Origin of the sequence: Billgrantia kenyensis (assembly GCF_013697085.1) — a bacterium.
Classification (GTDB): Bacteria; Pseudomonadota; Gammaproteobacteria; order Pseudomonadales; family Halomonadaceae; genus Halomonas; species Halomonas kenyensis.
On the sequence record NZ_JACEFT010000018.1, the window covers coordinates 47,517 to 63,408 of the forward strand.

15 protein-coding genes and 1 tRNA gene are annotated in these 15,892 nt (G+C 63.6%); 9 read left to right on the forward strand and 7 right to left on the reverse strand.

Features of this window, described 5'->3' with window-relative positions; genetic code table 11:
- The first annotated feature begins 134 nt into the window (after window positions 1-134).
- On the forward strand, window positions 135-431 hold the full coding sequence (locus H1D44_RS14000) for a hypothetical protein (RefSeq protein WP_181515474.1): 297 nt from the start codon (window positions 135-137) through the stop codon (window positions 429-431).
- Between the two features lie 89 nt (window positions 432-520).
- Here H1D44_RS14000 and putP read toward each other — a convergent pair whose 3' ends face one another.
- From putP to H1D44_RS14030, 6 genes are all read right to left on the reverse strand, one after another.
- Window positions 521-1,999, reverse strand: coding sequence for a sodium/proline symporter PutP (putP, locus tag H1D44_RS14005; protein ID WP_181515475.1), 1,479 nt, complete (start codon window positions 1,997-1,999; stop codon window positions 521-523).
- Between the two features lie 42 nt (window positions 2,000-2,041).
- Window positions 2,042-5,233, reverse strand: a complete 3,192-nt coding sequence (putA, locus tag H1D44_RS14010; RefSeq protein WP_181515476.1) for a bifunctional proline dehydrogenase/L-glutamate gamma-semialdehyde dehydrogenase PutA — start codon at window positions 5,231-5,233, stop codon at window positions 2,042-2,044.
- Between the two features lie 177 nt (window positions 5,234-5,410).
- Window positions 5,411-6,220 (reverse strand): AraC family transcriptional regulator, encoded by an 810-nt coding sequence (locus H1D44_RS14015; protein WP_181515477.1) that lies wholly within the window; start codon window positions 6,218-6,220, stop codon window positions 5,411-5,413.
- Window positions 6,221-6,272: 52 nt separating this feature from the next.
- Window positions 6,273-6,647, reverse strand: coding sequence for a hypothetical protein (locus tag H1D44_RS14020; protein WP_181515513.1), 375 nt, complete (start codon window positions 6,645-6,647; stop codon window positions 6,273-6,275).
- A gap of 68 nt (window positions 6,648-6,715) precedes the next feature.
- A tRNA-Gly gene (locus H1D44_RS14025) sits at window positions 6,716-6,789 on the reverse strand.
- A 432-nt stretch (window positions 6,790-7,221) separates the two neighbouring features.
- A complete protein-coding gene (locus H1D44_RS14030; protein ID WP_181515478.1) occupies window positions 7,222-7,629 on the reverse strand; it encodes a CBS domain-containing protein in 408 nt (135 codons plus the stop codon).
- 225 nt (window positions 7,630-7,854) lie between these two features.
- Between H1D44_RS14030 and H1D44_RS14035 the strand changes: the two genes are divergently transcribed.
- From H1D44_RS14035 to H1D44_RS14070, 8 genes are all read left to right on the forward strand, one after another.
- Window positions 7,855-8,388: a YqaE/Pmp3 family membrane protein gene (locus H1D44_RS14035; RefSeq protein WP_181515479.1), complete on the forward strand. Its 534-nt coding sequence runs from the start codon at window positions 7,855-7,857 to the stop codon at window positions 8,386-8,388.
- A 148-nt stretch (window positions 8,389-8,536) separates the two neighbouring features.
- Window positions 8,537-9,406, forward strand: a complete 870-nt coding sequence (locus H1D44_RS14040; RefSeq protein ID WP_181515480.1) for a carboxylate/amino acid/amine transporter — start codon at window positions 8,537-8,539, stop codon at window positions 9,404-9,406.
- 63 nt (window positions 9,407-9,469) lie between these two features.
- The gene (locus H1D44_RS14045; RefSeq protein WP_181515481.1) at window positions 9,470-10,363 is read left to right on the forward strand and encodes an NAD(+) kinase; all 894 of its coding nucleotides are present in this window, start codon (window positions 9,470-9,472) and stop codon (window positions 10,361-10,363) included.
- Between the two features lie 16 nt (window positions 10,364-10,379).
- The gene (locus H1D44_RS14050) at window positions 10,380-11,366 is read left to right on the forward strand and encodes a metallophosphoesterase (RefSeq protein ID WP_181515514.1); all 987 of its coding nucleotides are present in this window, start codon (window positions 10,380-10,382) and stop codon (window positions 11,364-11,366) included.
- 210 nt (window positions 11,367-11,576) lie between these two features.
- The gene (locus H1D44_RS14055) at window positions 11,577-12,419 is read left to right on the forward strand and encodes a rhomboid family intramembrane serine protease (RefSeq protein WP_181515482.1); all 843 of its coding nucleotides are present in this window, start codon (window positions 11,577-11,579) and stop codon (window positions 12,417-12,419) included.
- A 160-nt stretch (window positions 12,420-12,579) separates the two neighbouring features.
- Entirely contained in the window at window positions 12,580-12,864 is a 285-nt protein-coding gene (locus tag H1D44_RS14060; RefSeq protein ID WP_181515483.1) for a YeaC family protein, read from the forward strand.
- A gap of 7 nt (window positions 12,865-12,871) precedes the next feature.
- The gene (locus tag H1D44_RS14065; protein WP_181515515.1) at window positions 12,872-13,711 is read left to right on the forward strand and encodes a DUF2797 domain-containing protein; all 840 of its coding nucleotides are present in this window, start codon (window positions 12,872-12,874) and stop codon (window positions 13,709-13,711) included.
- Between the two features lie 61 nt (window positions 13,712-13,772).
- Window positions 13,773-14,768, forward strand: a complete 996-nt coding sequence (locus tag H1D44_RS14070; protein WP_181515484.1) for a zinc-dependent alcohol dehydrogenase family protein — start codon at window positions 13,773-13,775, stop codon at window positions 14,766-14,768.
- Window positions 14,769-14,772: 4 nt separating this feature from the next.
- On the opposite strand, the gene H1D44_RS14075 is transcribed toward H1D44_RS14070, so the two are convergent.
- Window positions 14,773-15,855, reverse strand: a complete 1,083-nt coding sequence (locus H1D44_RS14075; protein WP_181515485.1) for a PA0069 family radical SAM protein — start codon at window positions 15,853-15,855, stop codon at window positions 14,773-14,775.
- Window positions 15,856-15,892: the final 37 nt, after the last annotated feature.

Below are 15,892 nucleotides of genomic sequence, written 5' to 3' on the forward strand. Positions count from 1 at the left end.
CCATGGTTGTCTAATTTCAAAGAAACGAATCTGGTAACGCCAGGTGAGTAATTGTACAAGTAATGATGCGGCGCAGCATGGCGCATCTACTCAGATGCAGCTAAGCCTTGTGTAGGAAAAGCGGGAGGCAGGCGATGCGAACAGAAGCTCAGGCGGGGGCGATCTGGCTCACCATGGGGGCAATGTTACTGGCCGCGGCGCTGGCGCTGTGGCTGCTGGTTCGCCCCGAGCTCATCAGCGGCATGTCCATGGCCCTGCGGCTCCCCGTCATCGCACTGGGCGTCTGGGCGCTGGGTGCCGCCTTCATGCGCCCGCTGGGGCTGGAGTTTCGGCGCCACTGGCTGTGTCAAGCCACTCAGCCGGCGGCCAGCCTGGTGGCGTTGGCGATCTTTACGGCGATCGTCCTCCTGCGGGCGCTATGGCTGACATGAGAGTTGAAAGTGATGCGAGGTGTGACGAGAAAGCCGCCCGTAGGCGGCTTTCTCGCGTTGAGGGGCGCCAGGATGCTGGCGCCTTCCGGTCATGCCTCATCGAAGGTATCGAAGTCGGCGGTGACGCGCAGGTCCGGCTCTTCGGTGGCAAGACTTGCCACCACGATGGCGATGTAGGCCAGAATCACGCCCGGCACGATCTCGTAGAGGTCGAAGAGGCCGCCCGAGATCTCGGCCCATACCACCACGGTCACGCCGCCGGTGACGATGCCGGCCAGCGCTCCCCACTTGTTCATGCGGCGCCAGTAGAGCGACATGATCAGCGCCGGGCCAAATGCGGCACCGAAACCCGCCCAGGCGTAGGCGACCAGGTCGAGCACCGTGGCATCGGGGTTGAGCGCCAGCAGGTAGGCAATGATGGCGATGCCGATCACGGCGAAGCGGCCGACCCAGACCAGCTCGGTCTGGCTGGCATCCTTGCGGAAGATCGCCTTGTAGAAGTCGTCGGTCAGCGCCGAGGAGGAGACCAGCAGCTGCGAGTCGGCGGTGGACATGATCGCAGCCAGGATGGCGGCGAGCAGGATGCCGGCGATCACCGGGTGGAAGATCAGATTGACCATCACCATGAACACGGTTTCGCCATCGGCCAGGTCGCGCTGAACGAAGCCGACGCCGAGCAGGCCCACGGCCACCGAGCTGATCAGGGCGATGGCGGTCCAGGTCACGGCGATGCGGCGGGCCGCGGGAATGTCACGGTCGCTGCGGATGGCCGCGAAGCGTGCCAGGATGTGCGGCTGGCCGAAATAGCCCAGGCCCCAGGCCAGCGAGCTGACGATGCCGATGAGGGTCAGCGCTTCACCGGTGGAGGCGTCGCGGAACCAGGCCAGCATGTATTCGCTTTCCGCCGCGAGAGCGGCGCCGGCACCGGCTGTGCCGCCCAGGTCGCCGAAGGCGATGATCGGCACGATGGCGAGTGCGGCGGCCATCATCAGGCCCTGGATCAGGTCGGTCCAGGAAACCGCCAGGAACCCGCCGAAGAAGGTGTAGGAGATCACCGCGATGGTGCCGATGGTGACGGCAAGGGTGTAGTCATAGCCGAACACCGTCTCGAACAGGCGCCCGCCGGCGACCAGGCCCGAGCTGGTGTAGAAGAGGAAGAACATCAGGATGAAGATCGCCGAGATCACACGCAGCAGCTGCGTCTTGTCGTTGAAGCGGTTGGCGAAATACTCCGGCAGGGTGAGGGCGTCGCTGACCTTGAAGCTGTAGAGTCGCAGGCGGCGTGCCACGACCAGCCAGTTGAGCCAGGTTCCGATCAGCAGGCCCACGGCGATCCAGCTGGCCGAAATGCCGCTGACGTAGGCAGCGCCCGGCAGGCCCAGCAGCAGCCAGCCCGACATGTCGGATGCCCCGGCGGAGATCGCCGAGGTCCAGGGGCCGAGCGAGCGGCCACCCAGGATGTAATCCGACAGGTTGGTGGTGCGTTGGTAGGCAACGATGCCGATACCCAGCATCAGCAAGAGGTACACCACGAAGGTGAAACCGATAGCCATGTTGTTCTCAACCATTGGGGTTTCCTTCAATGTTGTTGTGGTCAATGACGAGCGTGATCACTCGTCTCCCAGCGCAAGCAGTGATGCGTTGCCGCCCAGCGCGGCGGTATTGACGGTGACGGTCTTCTCTGTGGCGAAACGCAGCAGGTAGTGCGGCCCGCCCGCCTTGGGCCCCGTTCCGGAAAGCCCTTGTCCACCGAAGGGTTGGACACCGACGACGGCGCCGATGATATTCCGGTTGATGTACACATTGCCAACACGAATTTTCTGCGCGACGAGCTGGGCAAAGGATTCATTCCGGCTGTGTACGCCGAACGTCAGTCCATAGCCTCTGGCATTGATCGATTCGAGCACCTGCTCGATCTCGCTCGACTTGTAGCTCACCACATGCAGTACCGGGCCGAACTGCTCCCGATCCAGGGCGTCGATGGCATCGATGCGGAAGGCCACCGGCGGCACGAAGGTGCCATGTGCAGTGTGAGCCGGATCGAGGCGCGTCTCGGCCAGCAGGCGCCCCTCGCCCTTGAGTTTCTCGATGTGGGCCTGCAGCCCCTTGCGGGCATCCTCGTCGATCACCGGGCCCACGTCGGTACCCAGGTCGCGGGGATCTCCCACGTGCAGCTCGTCCATGGCGCCGCGCAGGATCTCGATGACGCGGTCGGCTACGTCCTCCTGCAGGTAGAGCACGCGCAGGGCGCTGCAGCGCTGGCCGGCACTCTGGAAGGCCGACTGGATCACGTCCGCCACCACCTGCTCGGGCAGGGCGGTGGAGTCGACGATCAGCGCATTCATGCCCCCGGTTTCGGCGACCAGCGCCGGTAGCGGAGCGTTCTCACGGGCGGCCAGGGCGCGGTTGATGATTTGCGCGGTGTCGGTGCCGCCGGTAAAGGCGACCCCGGTAATGCGCGGGTCGGAGGTGAGCACGCTGCCCACGGTGGGGCCGTCGCCGGGCAGCAGCTGGACCACGTCACGTGGCATGCCGGCTTCATACAGCAGTTCCACCACCCGGTGGGCGACGACGGAAGTCTGCTCGGCGGGCTTGGCCAGGACGCTGTTGCCGGCCACTGCGGCAGCCACCATCTGGCCGCAAAAGATCGCCACCGGGAAGTTCCACGGGCTGATGGCGGCGAAGACCCCCTTGCCGGAGAGCATCAGGCGATTCGATTCGCCGGTGGGACCAGGGAGTTCGATGGCCTCGCCGAACTGCTCTTCGGCACGCATGGCATAGTAGCGGCAGAAATCTACCGCTTCGCGGATCTCGTCCACGCCGTCGGTGAGCAGCTTGCCGCCTTCGCGGGAGCACAGCGCCATCAGCTCGGCCAGGTTCTCCTCCATCAGGTCGCCCAGGCGGCGAATGATGGCGGCCCGCTCGGCCACGGGAGTGGCCTCCCAGCGCGGGAAGGCGGCCCAGGCGGCATCCACCGCGCGGGCGGCCTGGTCGCGGCTGGTCCACTGCACGCTGCCGACGCGCTGACTGCGGTCATACGGACTGAAGACCTCGTGCACGTTGGCCGGATCGCGAGGCACCTCGAAAGCCAGCAGCGGGCCGACCTCGTAGCTGCGCTCCATGAACCCCGACATGGCCTTCATCAGTGGATCGTAATGGCTGCGAACGTTGAGGTTTACGCCCTTTGAGTTGGGACGGTTCGGGCCGTAAATGTCCTTGGGCAGCGGGATGCGCGGATTGGCATAGGTCTTGTACTGCCCCAGTGTCTCGACCGGATGGATGCAGAGCGATTCCACCGGCACCTTGGGATCGACCAGCTGGTGCACGAACGAGGAGTTGGCGCCATTCTCGAGCAGGCGACGCACGAGATAGGGCAGCAGATCCTTGTGTGCCCCTACCGGTGCGTAGATACGGCAGTAGGTGCCCTTGGGGGCGCGCTTGAGCGCCGCATCGTAAAGCGCTTCGCCCATGCCGTGCAGGCGCTGAAATTCGAACGGGCGCGTTGTCTCGTTGCCCATCTCGAGAATAGTGCTGATAGTGTGGGCGTTGTGCGTCGCGAACTGAGGGAAGATGCGCCCGCGAGTCTGGTCGGAGAGCAGGAAGCGCGCGCAGACCAGGTAGGCAACGTCGGTACACGCCTTGCGGGTATAGACCGGATACCCCTCGACGCCAAGCTGTTGTGACTCCTTGATCTCGCTGTCCCAGTAGGCACCCTTGACCAGGCGTACGGGGATCTCGTCACCCTGACGGTCGGCCAGTCGGTTGAGGTAGTGCAGCACCGGCAGTGCGCGCTTGGAGTAGGCCTGCACCACCAGGCCGAAGTGACCCCAACCCTTGCAGGCTTCGCTCTCGAAGACGGCACGGAAGACTTCCAGCGAGAGCTCCAGCCGGTCGACCTCTTCGGCATCGATGGTCAGGGCAACATCACGCTTGCGAGCCAGCACGACCAGCTCTCGCACACTGGCCACCAGCTCGCGCAGTATCTGTTCACGGCGGCCGAACTCGTAGCGGGGGTGCAGTGCCGAGAGCTTGATCGACACCGAAGGCGCCGGGGTGCGCTCGGAGAGCTTGGTGCCGGTCAAGCCGACTCGCTCGATGGCACGAGCGTAGTCGTCGAAGTAGCGCTTGGCATCGTCACGGGTACGTGCTGCCTCGCCGAGCATGTCATAAGAGTAGGTGTAGCCCTTGTCGAACAGCGGGCGGGAGCGCTTCAGTGCTTCGTCGATGTCACGGCCGAGCACGAACTGCTTGCCCATGATCTTCATCGCCTCGTACATGGCACGGCGGATCACCGGCTCGCCCATGCGGTTGACCATACGGTTGATGAAGCCGGAGGGCTTGCCTTCGCGAGGCTTGTCCATCGTCACCACACGGCCGGTCATCAGCAGGCCCCAGGTCGAGGCATTGACCAGCCAGGAGTCGCTCTGGCCCATGTGGGCCTTCCAGTCGGCAGGGCCGAGCTTGTCTTCGATCAGGGCATCGGCCGTGGCGCTGTCGGGGATGCGCAGCATGGCCTCGGCCAGACACATCAGCATCAGGCCTTCGTGGGTATCGAGGCTGTATTGCTGCAGCAGTTCGTCGATCGTATCGACGGCCGTGTCCATTTCACGGACTTCGCGGACGAGTTCGGCAGTCTTGCCTGCGATACGCCGGAAATCTTCCGGGTTGGCGCTGAGAACATCGACCAGTTCCTTGACGAAGACTTCCTCGTCAACCACATAGTGATCGCTGATACGTGCAAAAAGGCTATCGAGTTCTTGCTGCCATGAGGCAGCATCCAGCATGGAATTGGCGTTGAGCATTGGTGTCCCCCGAACTGCCACCGTCATAAACGGCAAAACGTTATGCACAGGGCGATCCGCCCGAGCATGGGTATGTTTCATTGACTGTAGGGAGGGACTGGCAAGGCTGCTTGTGAAAAATTCGGAAAAATTTACGTAAAACGCGGCAGAATGCAGGGAAAAACCTGATAGTTAGACTTAAGTCGCATGATCTAGCCGGTTCAGGCTGGCAGGGGGGCGATCCGGCAGGCTGCGTCTAAATTGGCTGGGAGGGCAGCCATAGGCGCTGCGAAATGCGTGGGACAGAGCGCTCTGATGAGCAAACCCGGTGTTCAACGCGATTTGCGAGAGTGGCATGCGTCCCTCCTCGAGCAGTCGACAGGCTGCTTCAAGACGGCGCCGGCGCACGTACTGCCAAGGAGAAAGCCCGGTCTGCTCACGGAAACGGCTGCGGAAATGGGCTTCGCTGAGGCAAGCCTGGGCGGCCAGATCGGCCACCGCGATGGGGTTGGCCAGGTGCCGGTCGATGAAGTGGTCGAGCTTGGCCAGGTCCAGCTGCCGAACTCTCGGCTGGGGAGGCGTGCCACCGAGCCTTGCATGCAGGCAGCCGAGAAAGGTCGCAGCCAGCCGGTCGCTCTGGGCAGCGCTCATATCCTCCGGGCAACCGCTCTGTTCCAGCAGCAGGAAATCGAGGTAGTGCTTGAGCGGCTGGTCGAGGGCGAAGAAACGCGGGGCATCGAAGAGGCGTGAAAGCTCGTGGTGGTAGCCGGTGAGCGAGGGGGCATCGGCAGGGAGGTCGAGGATGAGCTGGCGATTCTCCCCCTGTCCGACATAGTAATGCACATGGTTGGCTGGCACGATGCAGCCGGAGAAAGCCGATATGGCGCCTCCCAGGCCCTCGATTTCGAACTCCGCCCGGCCCTGCAGACCGATGACGATCTGGTGGAAGTCGTGAGCGTGATGCTGGGTTGCGGTATCGAGAGGGATCTGGCGAATGATGCTGGACATGAAGACCTCCGCCCTTGGCTATCATGTACAGCATACCACACCCTGCTCGACCCTACGTCTCGTCGCGCCGCTTCTCGCGCAGCCGCTGGTGAGAAGCGAGGTGGTTGCGCAGGGCGGCCAACTCCTCGCGACCGGTCTTGTCGAGCAGGGACTTGCCCTGGGCCACCTGCCAGGGCCGGCCATGCTCCTGCATCAGGTGCTGGGCACGGCGTCTTATACCGTCGAGGTAGTCATCGTGGCGAATCGGGTAGTTGATCACGACGTTCCACTCGGTCTCTCCCACCTGGTTGTCGAGCGCCTTGTCGAACAGCTCCAGCAGCTGTTCTGGCTCGGTGCGATAGCGCGGAGTGCGCGAAAACAGCAGGATCAATACCATGCCGCCAATGATGAGCAGGCAAACGGCGAAGATGAGCAGGAAGAGTGCCATGGTGAAGCCGCGCTGGGGGCAGGTGCGCAGGCCGAAGCGGAGCTTGCTCAAGCGCACACTGCGAGTTCTGGAGCGGGTGAAGGGAATCGAACCCTCGTCTTAAGCTTGGGAAGCTTCTGCTCTACCATTGAGCTACACCCGCGAGGCGTTTCGATAGTAAAACCAAGGGCTTGGGTATTGCAAGCTGTCCCATGGCTTTGCCGCTCCTGATTGTCTAGCCTGTTGTTTTATCAAGGCTTCATCCTGTACCACTTTGGTCGCCAGGTACCTGAGCCGGGGTCTTCCGGATGGAGGGTTTGCGGTCAGGTCACCGTCCGGGCAAAAAATTATCGAACAGTGGCGAACTTTTTTGCTTGCTGCTGTCATATTTGATACAGGCAACAGCGCGATGGCAGTCGCTAACACTGTTGCTCTGGCTCGCAGTTTCGATCTTTCCGCCCATGACCCTGTCATGGGCGTTTTTTATGTGCGCCAGGCATGGCGTGCACGAGGGAAAGGCAGCCACCCTGCTGCCGGGCTGGCCGGCAGCAGGGTGGGAAGGTGGGTGGTCGGCGAGGTGGGAGGGTAGGAAAGGTCAGCTATGTCGCATGCGCAGGATGGCTGTGAGCACATCGCGCCGGGTCACGATGCCGCAAAGACGGCCCTGCTCCGTCACCGGAAAGACCTTGGGCTTCAGGCCGAGCATTTCCTGGGCCAGGTCGGCGATGCTCTTGGTGGGCGACACGGAAAGGACTTCGTTTCGCATCAACTCCTTGACCAAGGGAGCCTCATCGTTGAGATAGGCGCTTTGCAGCAGCTTGCCCAGCACATCCTGCTCCGAGATGAAGCCGATGAGATGATCGTGTTCGTCGACCACCGGCACGCCGGGCAGGCGGTGCAGGGCCAACCCTTCAGCGAGTGTGGTGATCGAGGTGTTGGCTGTGACGCGATAGCAATCCCGGGACATGATCTCACGAACGATGGTGGGTGCCCTGTTCTGCATGGCGCATCTCCTTCTTGAGCGCGGGGATACTCCCAGCATAGCCAAGACGCTGCGCGCCGGATGAGTCTCTTCAACACTTGGCCAACGTTGCGCTTTCCTGGCGGTCGCCTGTCGTGTGCCGGAACACCGCGGGCTCAAAGTGGATCGAAGAGGAGTAAGCAGGCAGATATCGACTGGCAGGCTGGGGCGGTAAATCCAGCGTCGCGATCAGCGAAGGAGGAGCAGGTGGACGCACGAGAGTACCTGGCGCGTAAGGGGCTCGACGGTAGCCGCGACGATGAGCGCCCCAATACCCTGGAGGAAAAGGCGTGGGATCGCGCTCGCCATGCCGGCGGGCACAAGCCAAGAGCCGGCACGCCTTACGACTGGGAGGAGTGGGAGCGCTACCATGAGGAATTGGCCGAAGGTGCCGATGGCATCGAGCAGAAGATCGATCATGAGGCGCACCGTCAGGCACATGAAAGGGCCAAGAGAAAGCAACAGCACGTGTCAGGGGTGCAGGAGTACATACCATCTCCCGATGACGGCCTGCCCCCTGCCAGTGGCACGGTGACATCGAAGACCTCGACGGTGTCACCGGCCTGGCAAGTGTCTCCCGCCCTGCGCTTTGCGTTCAAGGCGCTTGCCATCATGCTGCCTCCCTTGGCCGTCGGCCTTGCCCAGGGAGGTGCTCGGCGTGTCGTAGTGAGTCTGCTGCTGACCCTGTTGGGGTGGCTGCCTGGCTGTCTCTATGCATGGAGATGGCTGAATCGCCAATAGGAGTAGAGAGTTCACGGTTTGGCGCCGCGTCCATGAATTGACCTTGCAATCCTGTCGAGGCGACCGGGTGTGAAGAGCGCTCATTGAAGCGCAAGGCAAGAGCGGTATAATCCCCCTGGTCAACCAGTCAATGCATAAGAGGTTAACAGTGGGCTATCTCGTCGGCGTCACCGTACTCTGGGCCTTCTCGTTCTCGCTGATCGGCGTTTACCTTGCCGGTCAGGTGGATAGTTACTTGGCGGTGCTGATACGCGTCGGTCTGGCAGCCCTGGTTTTCCTGCCGTTCCTGCGTCCCAGGTTGCTTGCAGGTCGTCAGCGTCTCGCGCTCATGGGCCTGGGTGCAGTGCAACTGGGTATCATGTACATCTTTTTCTACCAGTCCTTCCTGCTGCTATCGGTGCCGGAGGTGCTGCTGTTCACCATCTTCACGCCGCTCTACGTGACGCTGCTGGACGATGCCCTGTTCGGGCGCTTCACACCGTTCTACCTGCTGACGGCCGCCTTGGCAGTACTGGGGGCGGCCGTAATCCGCTATGACGGCGTCGACAGCGGCTTCTGGCTTGGTTTCCTGGTGGTCCAGGGGGCCAATTTCTGCTTTGCGCTTGGACAGGTCGGCTATCGGCGCCTTTCTGCGGGCCTGCCCGCTGAACTCCCGCGTCACAGTGTCTTTGCCTGGTTCTACCTCGGCGCCCTGGTTATCGCGTTGCCGGCTTTTGCCTTGCTCGGCAACGCCTCAGCCATGCCTGTTACCGGCATGCAGTGGGGAGTGCTGGCCTGGCTTGGTCTGGTCGCCTCGGGGCTGGGCTACTTCCTGTGGAATCTTGGTGCGACCCGCGTGGATGCCGGTGCGCTGGCAATCATGAACAATGCGCTGATACCCGCTGGACTTGCGGTCAACCTGGTGATCTGGAACCGAGATGCCGATCTGGTGAGGCTGGCGTTGGGGGGCGCCATCATCGTCGGCTCCTTGCTGCTCAACGAGTGGTGGCTGAAGCGCCGGGCTACGGTCACGGTCTGAGCGCGTTTGCCGGGGTACTCGCCAACGCCCATAATGAGCGGCCATGATCCGAGAGGCCAGGGCATGCAAAAAGAGCACGACGGGTTCAAGAACATCGGTCTGATCGGCCGCCTGGGCAGTGCCAAGGTGGTCGAGACCTTGAAGCGGCTGATGCGCTTTCTCGATGAGCGCGGCTTGCATGTGATTGTCGAGGATCGTACTGCGACCGTGCTGCTCGATCATGGTCACCCGGAGGCGAGCCGGCGCACTCTAGGTGAGCTCTGCGACCTGGTCATCGTGGTGGGCGGCGACGGCAGCCTGCTTGGTGCGGCCCGTACGCTGTGCCACAGCGGCACCCTGATGCTGGGAGTCAATCGTGGGCGGCTGGGCTTTCTCACCGATATTTCACCCGACGAACTCGAGGAGCGCGTCGGCCAGGTGCTGGATGGTCAGTTCGAGGTCGAGGAGCGCTTCCTGCTGGATGCCGAGCTGTATCGGGATGGCACCCTGGTGGGTAGTGGCGATGCGCTGAACGAGGTGGTGCTGCATCCGGGCAAGGCGGTGCGCATGATCGAATTCGAGCTGTTCATCGATCAGCAGTTCGTCTGCAGCCAGCGCAGCGATGGCCTGATCATGGCCACGCCTACCGGCTCCACCGCCTATGCGCTGTCAGGTGGCGGCTCGATCATGCACCCCAAGCTGGACGTGATCGAGCTGGTGCCGATGTTTCCCCATACGCTCTCCAGCCGTCCCATCGTCATCGATGCTGCCAGTGAGATTCACGTGCACATTGGCGAGACCAACCAGACCTATCCCCACATCAGCTGTGACGGCCAGACCCGCGCCGTGGCCAAGCCCGACGACGTGCTGGTGGTGAAGCGCAAGGCCCAGCGGGTGCAATTGGTGCATCCGCTCGGTCATAACTTCTACGAGGTCCTACGCAGCAAGCTGGGCTGGAGCAACCGGCTGGGGGATTGATGTGAGAGAGGCGGCTATCGAAGGCTACGATCTGATCGGCGACGTGCATGGCTGCGGTGCCACCCTCGGTGCACTGCTCGAGAAGCTGGGCTATCACCAGCGCGGCGGCGTCTATCGCCACCCAAGGCGCAAGGCGATCTTTCTCGGTGACCTGGTCGACCGGGGGCCGCGGATTCGCTTGGCGGTAAGCATTGTCCGGCGCATGGTGGAAGAGGGCGAGGCGCATATCGTCATGGGCAACCATGAATATAACGCGCTGGCCTACTGCCATCGTGCACCGAAGCACCTGGGCCGTGAATGGCTGCGCGAACACACGCCTCGCCACAACCGCATCATCAAGGAAACCCTCGACCAGTACCGCGATCATCCGGCGGAGTGGGACGACACCCTGGCCTGGTTCATGGACATCCCGCTCTATCTCGATTTCGGTTCCTTTCGCGTCGTACACGCCTGTTGGGACCAGTCGCTGATCGGTGCGCTGGAACGCGAATGTCCCGGTGGCATCATCGACGAGGCGTTCCTGCAGCAGTCCGTGCAGCCGGACACACTGGCTTATCGTGTACTCGACCGCCTGACCCGTGGCGTACACTTGCCACTGCCTGAAGGGGTTGCCATTCACTCCGGCGATGGCTTTACCCGGCGCAGCTTCAGGGCACACTTCTGGGCCCGGCAGCCGCGTGTCTGGGGCGACGTGATTTTTCAGCCCGACAATCTACCGGGCGATCTTGAGGAGCGTGAACTGACCGAAGCCGAGTTCGAGCGTCTGCCTCACTATGGCCTCGAGCAGCCGCCGCTGTTCATCGGCCACTACTGGTGCGAGGGGGTGCCCGCGTTGCCGACGGCCAATATTGCCTGTCTGGACTACAGCGCGGTGAAGTTCGGTCGTCTGGTGGCCTATCGCTGGAGCGGGGAGACAAGGCTCGATGCAAATCATTTCGTGTGGGTGAGAGTGCCCCAGGAGGCGGCGGCGAGGCCGCGGCCGTGGGAAATCGACTTCGACTGAGTCAAGGATACAAACTTTTACAACTTTTTTTCTGAACGTCCTGAACTTCCTCACCACTCGCTCGTCTGAATAGGTGTTCCCTTGAATGATCCCTTGCTCTTGTCCGGCGGCCCCCCTTCCGCCGGATTTTTCTTTTTGTGCGCCCGGTCGATTTGAGAAACGACCCTGTTCGGCGCAAGATACTGTTATGTAATGGTCCAGGGAGAGTTCATGTACCGCATCATGCTGTTTCCCCACGAGACGGATACCCGTGAGCTTCGCCGTGCACTCTGGGCCCACCGGATCGGACACCGCTTTACCGAGGAGTCGGAGGGGCAGGTGCTGTGGCTTGCCGACCCCGATCAGCATGATGCCTTGATGCAACTGCTGACTCGCTGGCAGCGCGGGGAGCGAATCATGCCGGAACGTCGCCGCACATCCGCCGGCAATGCGTCGCTCTCGGCTCCCTTCCGCCAGGCGCCGGTCACGGCTACGGCGCTGGCCATTTCGCTGCTGGTGTTCGGCCTGATGCATGTGCTGGGCGATATCGTGGTGGCGATGCTCACCATCGTGCCGGTGGGGGTCGTCAACGGCAGCCTGGCCTTTGGCAGCCTCTCCGATGCGCTGACCTCGGGGCAGGTATGGCGGCTGCTGTCGCCAGCCTTTCTGCACTTTGGCTGGATGCACCTGATCTTCAACATGCTGTGGCTATGGTATTTTGGCCGCCAGGTCGAGACGCTGCAGGGCAGCGGCCGCATGCTGGCGATCCTGCTGGTGGCCGGCGTTGGCGCCAACCTGGCGCAGTATGCTACCGGTACCGTGCTGTTCGGCGGCATGTCGGGCGTCGACTTCGCCTTGCTCGGCTATGTCTGGCTGATGTCTCGCCGGGCGCCACAGAGCGGCTTCTTCGTGCCCCAGATGCTGGTGGTATTCATGCTCGGCTGGATGGTCTTCACCATGACCGACATGGCTGCCGCCGTGGGCTTCGGCAACGTGGCCAACGAAGCACACCTGGGCGGTCTGGTCGTGGGGCTGGCGATGGGATGGTATTATTCGGGCCGTGCACGCCGCTAGGAAACACTGCCTAAATGGCTGCGCGGGCGAATCGCTGCGTTGCGCGGTGCGCGGAATCCTCACATATACCCCATATGCTCCGGTTCCTGTGCTCCGTGCGCCTTGCGCTTCATCCCGCTCGCCGATTTATGGCAGCGTTTCCCCTATGAGAGAGTTCCCAATGAGCGATATGACCTTCGAGCGCATGATCCGGCAGATGACGCCGGCCGTCTACGAGAGCCTCAAGCAGGCGGTGGCGCTGCGCAAATGGCCGGACGGGCGCATGCTGACCGCAGAGCAGACCGAGCTCTGCCTCGAGGCGGTGATTCGCTACGAGTACGAGAACCACGTGCCCGAGGAACAGCGGGTCGGCTACCTGCAACAGCGTACCTGCGGCAGTGCCAGCAGCGGCACTGACGTACCGCCGGAGTTAGCTGGACTAGCTCGGGATGCGTCACGTGATTGATAACGGCATGATCGAGGTCGCGCCCGCGGTGCAGGGCTGCCTGAGCAAGATGGCCATCGCACCGGGCGAGCAGGGCGGCGCGGTGCGCTACACGCTGCGTGCCGGCGAGCATCGCCTCGACCTGAACGCGCGGCTCGGCCAGCCGCTGCGGCTGGAGTGGACCGGGTCGATCGCCTGCACTCACTGCGGCCGGGCGACCAGGAAGAGCTTTGCCCAGGGTTATTGCTACCCCTGCTTCAAGAAGTTGGCCCAGTGCGATACCTGCATCGTCAAGCCCGAGACCTGCCACTTCGATGCCGGCACGTGCCGCGAGCCGGAATGGGCCGAGCGACACTGTTTCCAGCCCCACGTGATCTATCTCGCCAACTCCTCCGGCCTCAAGGTTGGCATCACCCGAGGGACCCAGGTGCCGACCCGCTGGCTCGACCAGGGCGCGATCCAGGCGCTGCCGATCCTCGAGGTGCAAACCCGGCAGCAGTCCGGCCTGGTGGAGGTACTGTTCAAGGAACAGGTGGCCGACCGGACCAACTGGCGTGCCATGTTGAAGGGGGAGGTCGAACCACTGGACCTGCAAGCCGAGCGCGATCGCCTGTTGGCGAGCCTGGACGGCGGGCTGTCGGGCCTCCGCGAGCGCTTCGGTGCCGACTTCCTGCATGTTCTCGATGAGAGGCCAGTGAGCTTCGAATACCCGGTGCTGGAGTTCCCGCGCAAGATCGTCTCGCACAACTTCGACAAGAAGGCCGAGGCGGCCGGCACCCTGCTGGGACTCAAGGGGCAGTACCTGATTCTGGATACCGGGGTGATCAACCTGCGCAAGTTCACCGGCTACGAGGTTGCGGTCGGCTGATCTCAGCCGTGGCGCTGGGCTATGCTCCCGAGAGAAGAAAGCCAACTCGAGGGAGCCTGCCATGACCCAGATGCGTGCCATGCGACTGCATGCCCCCGGCCATCCGCTGCAGTTGGATATCGTGCCCAGACCGGAGCCCGGGGCAGGGCAGGTACAGCTCCGCGTGCTGGCCTGTGGCGTGTGCCGCACCGACCTGCATGTGGTCGACGGCGAGCTTGACTCCCCCTCCCTGCCGCTGGTGCCTGGACACGAGATTATTGGGGAAATCACCCTGTTGGGGGAGGGCGTCGAACACCTCTCTCCGGGCATGCGCATCGGCGTACCCTGGCTGGGATGGACCTGCGGCGAGTGCGAGGCCTGCCTGGCCGGTCGCGAGAATTTATGTGACCAAGCGCGATTTACCGGCTATACCCTCGATGGCGGCTACGCCGAGTACGGCGTCGCGGATGCCCGCTACTGTTTCCCCATGATGGCGGAAGACGCCCAGGCCGCAGCACCGCTGCTATGTGCGGGGCTGATCGGCTATCGCACCTGGCGTCTGGCCGGAGGCGAGCACAACCGGCGCCTGGGGATCTACGGTTTCGGCGCCGCCGCGCATATCCTCGTCCAGCTCGCCGTGGCGCGCGGGCAGCGAGTGTATGCCTTCACCCGGCCGGGCGACGACGCGGCCCAGGCCTTCGCCCGGCGGCTCGGGGCCGTTTGGGCCGGCGATGCCGACCAGGCGCCGCCGGAGCCCCTCGATGCCGCGCTGCTGTTTGCGCCGGTGGGAGAGCTGGTGCCCCTGGCCCTGGCGCAGGTACGCCCGGGGGGCACGGTGGTCTCCGGCGGTATCCACATGTCCGACATTCCCGCCTTTCCCTATCGCCTGCTGTGGCAGGAGCGCAGCGTCAAGTCGGTGGCCAACCTCACCCGCCAGGACGGCGAGGAGTTTCTGGCCTTGGCGCCTACGGTGCCGATTCGCACCGAGACGCGCGCCTACCCGCTGGAACGGGCCAACCAGGCGCTGAGCGATCTGCGTGATGGCCGCCTCACGGGGGCCGCCGTCATCGTGCCTTGAGCCGTCACTCGAACAGCTCGCCCTGGGCTCGCGGCGGGCGGAACGCGGTCACGTCGAGCTGCCGCGATTCGCTGGTGGCGGGGTCGTTGAGGCCCAGCCGCCGGCAGATCTTGTCGAAGCGCTGGGCGATCAGCTCGGCGAATACCCCCTCGCCGCGCATGCGCTTGCCGAAGCGGCTGTCGTAGTCGGCACCGCCGCGACTCTGCCGCACCAGACTCATCACCTTGCGTGCCCGCTCGGGGTAGTGGGCTTCGAGCCAATCCTCGAACAGCGGCGCCACTTCCCGTGGCAGGCGCAGCAGCGTCCAGCCGGCCCACTGTGCGCCGGCGTCCCGTGCCGCTGCCAGCAGGCGGTCCAGCTCATGGTCGGTCAAGCCCGGTATCACCGGCGCCACCATCACTCCCACCGGAATGCCGGCCTCGTGCAGGCGCTGCACGGTGCGCAGGCGCGCGGTGGGGGAGGCGGCCCGCGGCTCCAGGCTGCGCTTGAGCTCGGTGTCCAGGCTGGTCAGGCTGATCGAGACCCGCACCAGCCGCTGGCGGGCCAATTCCCCTAGCAGGTCCAGGTCGCGCAGGATCAGCGCGCTCTTGGTGATGATCGATACCGGGTGGCGGCACTTGAGCAGGAAATCCAGTATTTCGCGGCTGGTGCCGCGCTCTGCCTCCAGCGGCTGATAGCAGTCAGTGTTGCCGGAGAAGGCAATGGGGCGGCATTCGTAGCTGCGTTTGCAGAACTCCTCGCGAAGGCGATCCACCAGGCCGCTGCGGGCAATCAGCCGGGTCTCGAAGTCGATGCCCGGTGACATGTCCCAGTAGGCATGGCTCGGTCGCGCATAGCAGTAGATGCAGCCGTGCTCGCAGCCGCGGTAGGGGTTGAGCGAGCGGTCGAAGGCCAGGTCGGGAGAGTCGTTCCACGCCAGCGCGCTGCGCGCCCGCTCCTCGCTGACCACCGTGGCCAGGCGCGTCGGCATCTCCTCCTGCCACCAGCCGTCGTCCACCGTTTCGCTGTGGGTGGGGGCGAAACGGTTGCTGGGGTTGTAGGTGGCGCCGCGGCCCTTGCGCGCTTGCTTGATGTCGAAGTTGGGCATGGCGAGCCTCCAATTCACTGTATTTATACCCAGTATA

What these genes read in the sequence shown, in the direction of transcription:
- H1D44_RS14000 (WP_181515474.1), top strand. Translation starts at nt 135, where the DNA reads ATGCGAACAGAAGCTCAGGCGGGGGCGATCTGGCTCACCATGGGGGCA.
- putP (WP_181515475.1), bottom strand. Translation starts at nt 1,999, where the DNA reads ATGGTTGAGAACAACATGGCTATCGGTTTCACCTTCGTGGTGTACCTC.
- putA (WP_181515476.1), bottom strand. Translation starts at nt 5,233, where the DNA reads ATGCTCAACGCCAATTCCATGCTGGATGCTGCCTCATGGCAGCAAGAA.
- H1D44_RS14015 (WP_181515477.1), bottom strand. Translation starts at nt 6,220, where the DNA reads ATGTCCAGCATCATTCGCCAGATCCCTCTCGATACCGCAACCCAGCAT.
- H1D44_RS14020 (WP_181515513.1), bottom strand. Translation starts at nt 6,647, where the DNA reads ATGGCACTCTTCCTGCTCATCTTCGCCGTTTGCCTGCTCATCATTGGC.
- H1D44_RS14030 (WP_181515478.1), bottom strand. Translation starts at nt 7,629, where the DNA reads ATGCAGAACAGGGCACCCACCATCGTTCGTGAGATCATGTCCCGGGAT.
- H1D44_RS14045 (WP_181515481.1), top strand. Translation starts at nt 9,470, where the DNA reads ATGCAAAAAGAGCACGACGGGTTCAAGAACATCGGTCTGATCGGCCGC.
- H1D44_RS14055 (WP_181515482.1), top strand. Translation starts at nt 11,577, where the DNA reads ATGTACCGCATCATGCTGTTTCCCCACGAGACGGATACCCGTGAGCTT.
- H1D44_RS14060 (WP_181515483.1), top strand. Translation starts at nt 12,580, where the DNA reads ATGAGCGATATGACCTTCGAGCGCATGATCCGGCAGATGACGCCGGCC.
- H1D44_RS14065 (WP_181515515.1), top strand. Translation starts at nt 12,872, where the DNA reads ATGATCGAGGTCGCGCCCGCGGTGCAGGGCTGCCTGAGCAAGATGGCC.
- H1D44_RS14070 (WP_181515484.1), top strand. Translation starts at nt 13,773, where the DNA reads ATGACCCAGATGCGTGCCATGCGACTGCATGCCCCCGGCCATCCGCTG.
- H1D44_RS14075 (WP_181515485.1), bottom strand. Translation starts at nt 15,855, where the DNA reads ATGCCCAACTTCGACATCAAGCAAGCGCGCAAGGGCCGCGGCGCCACC.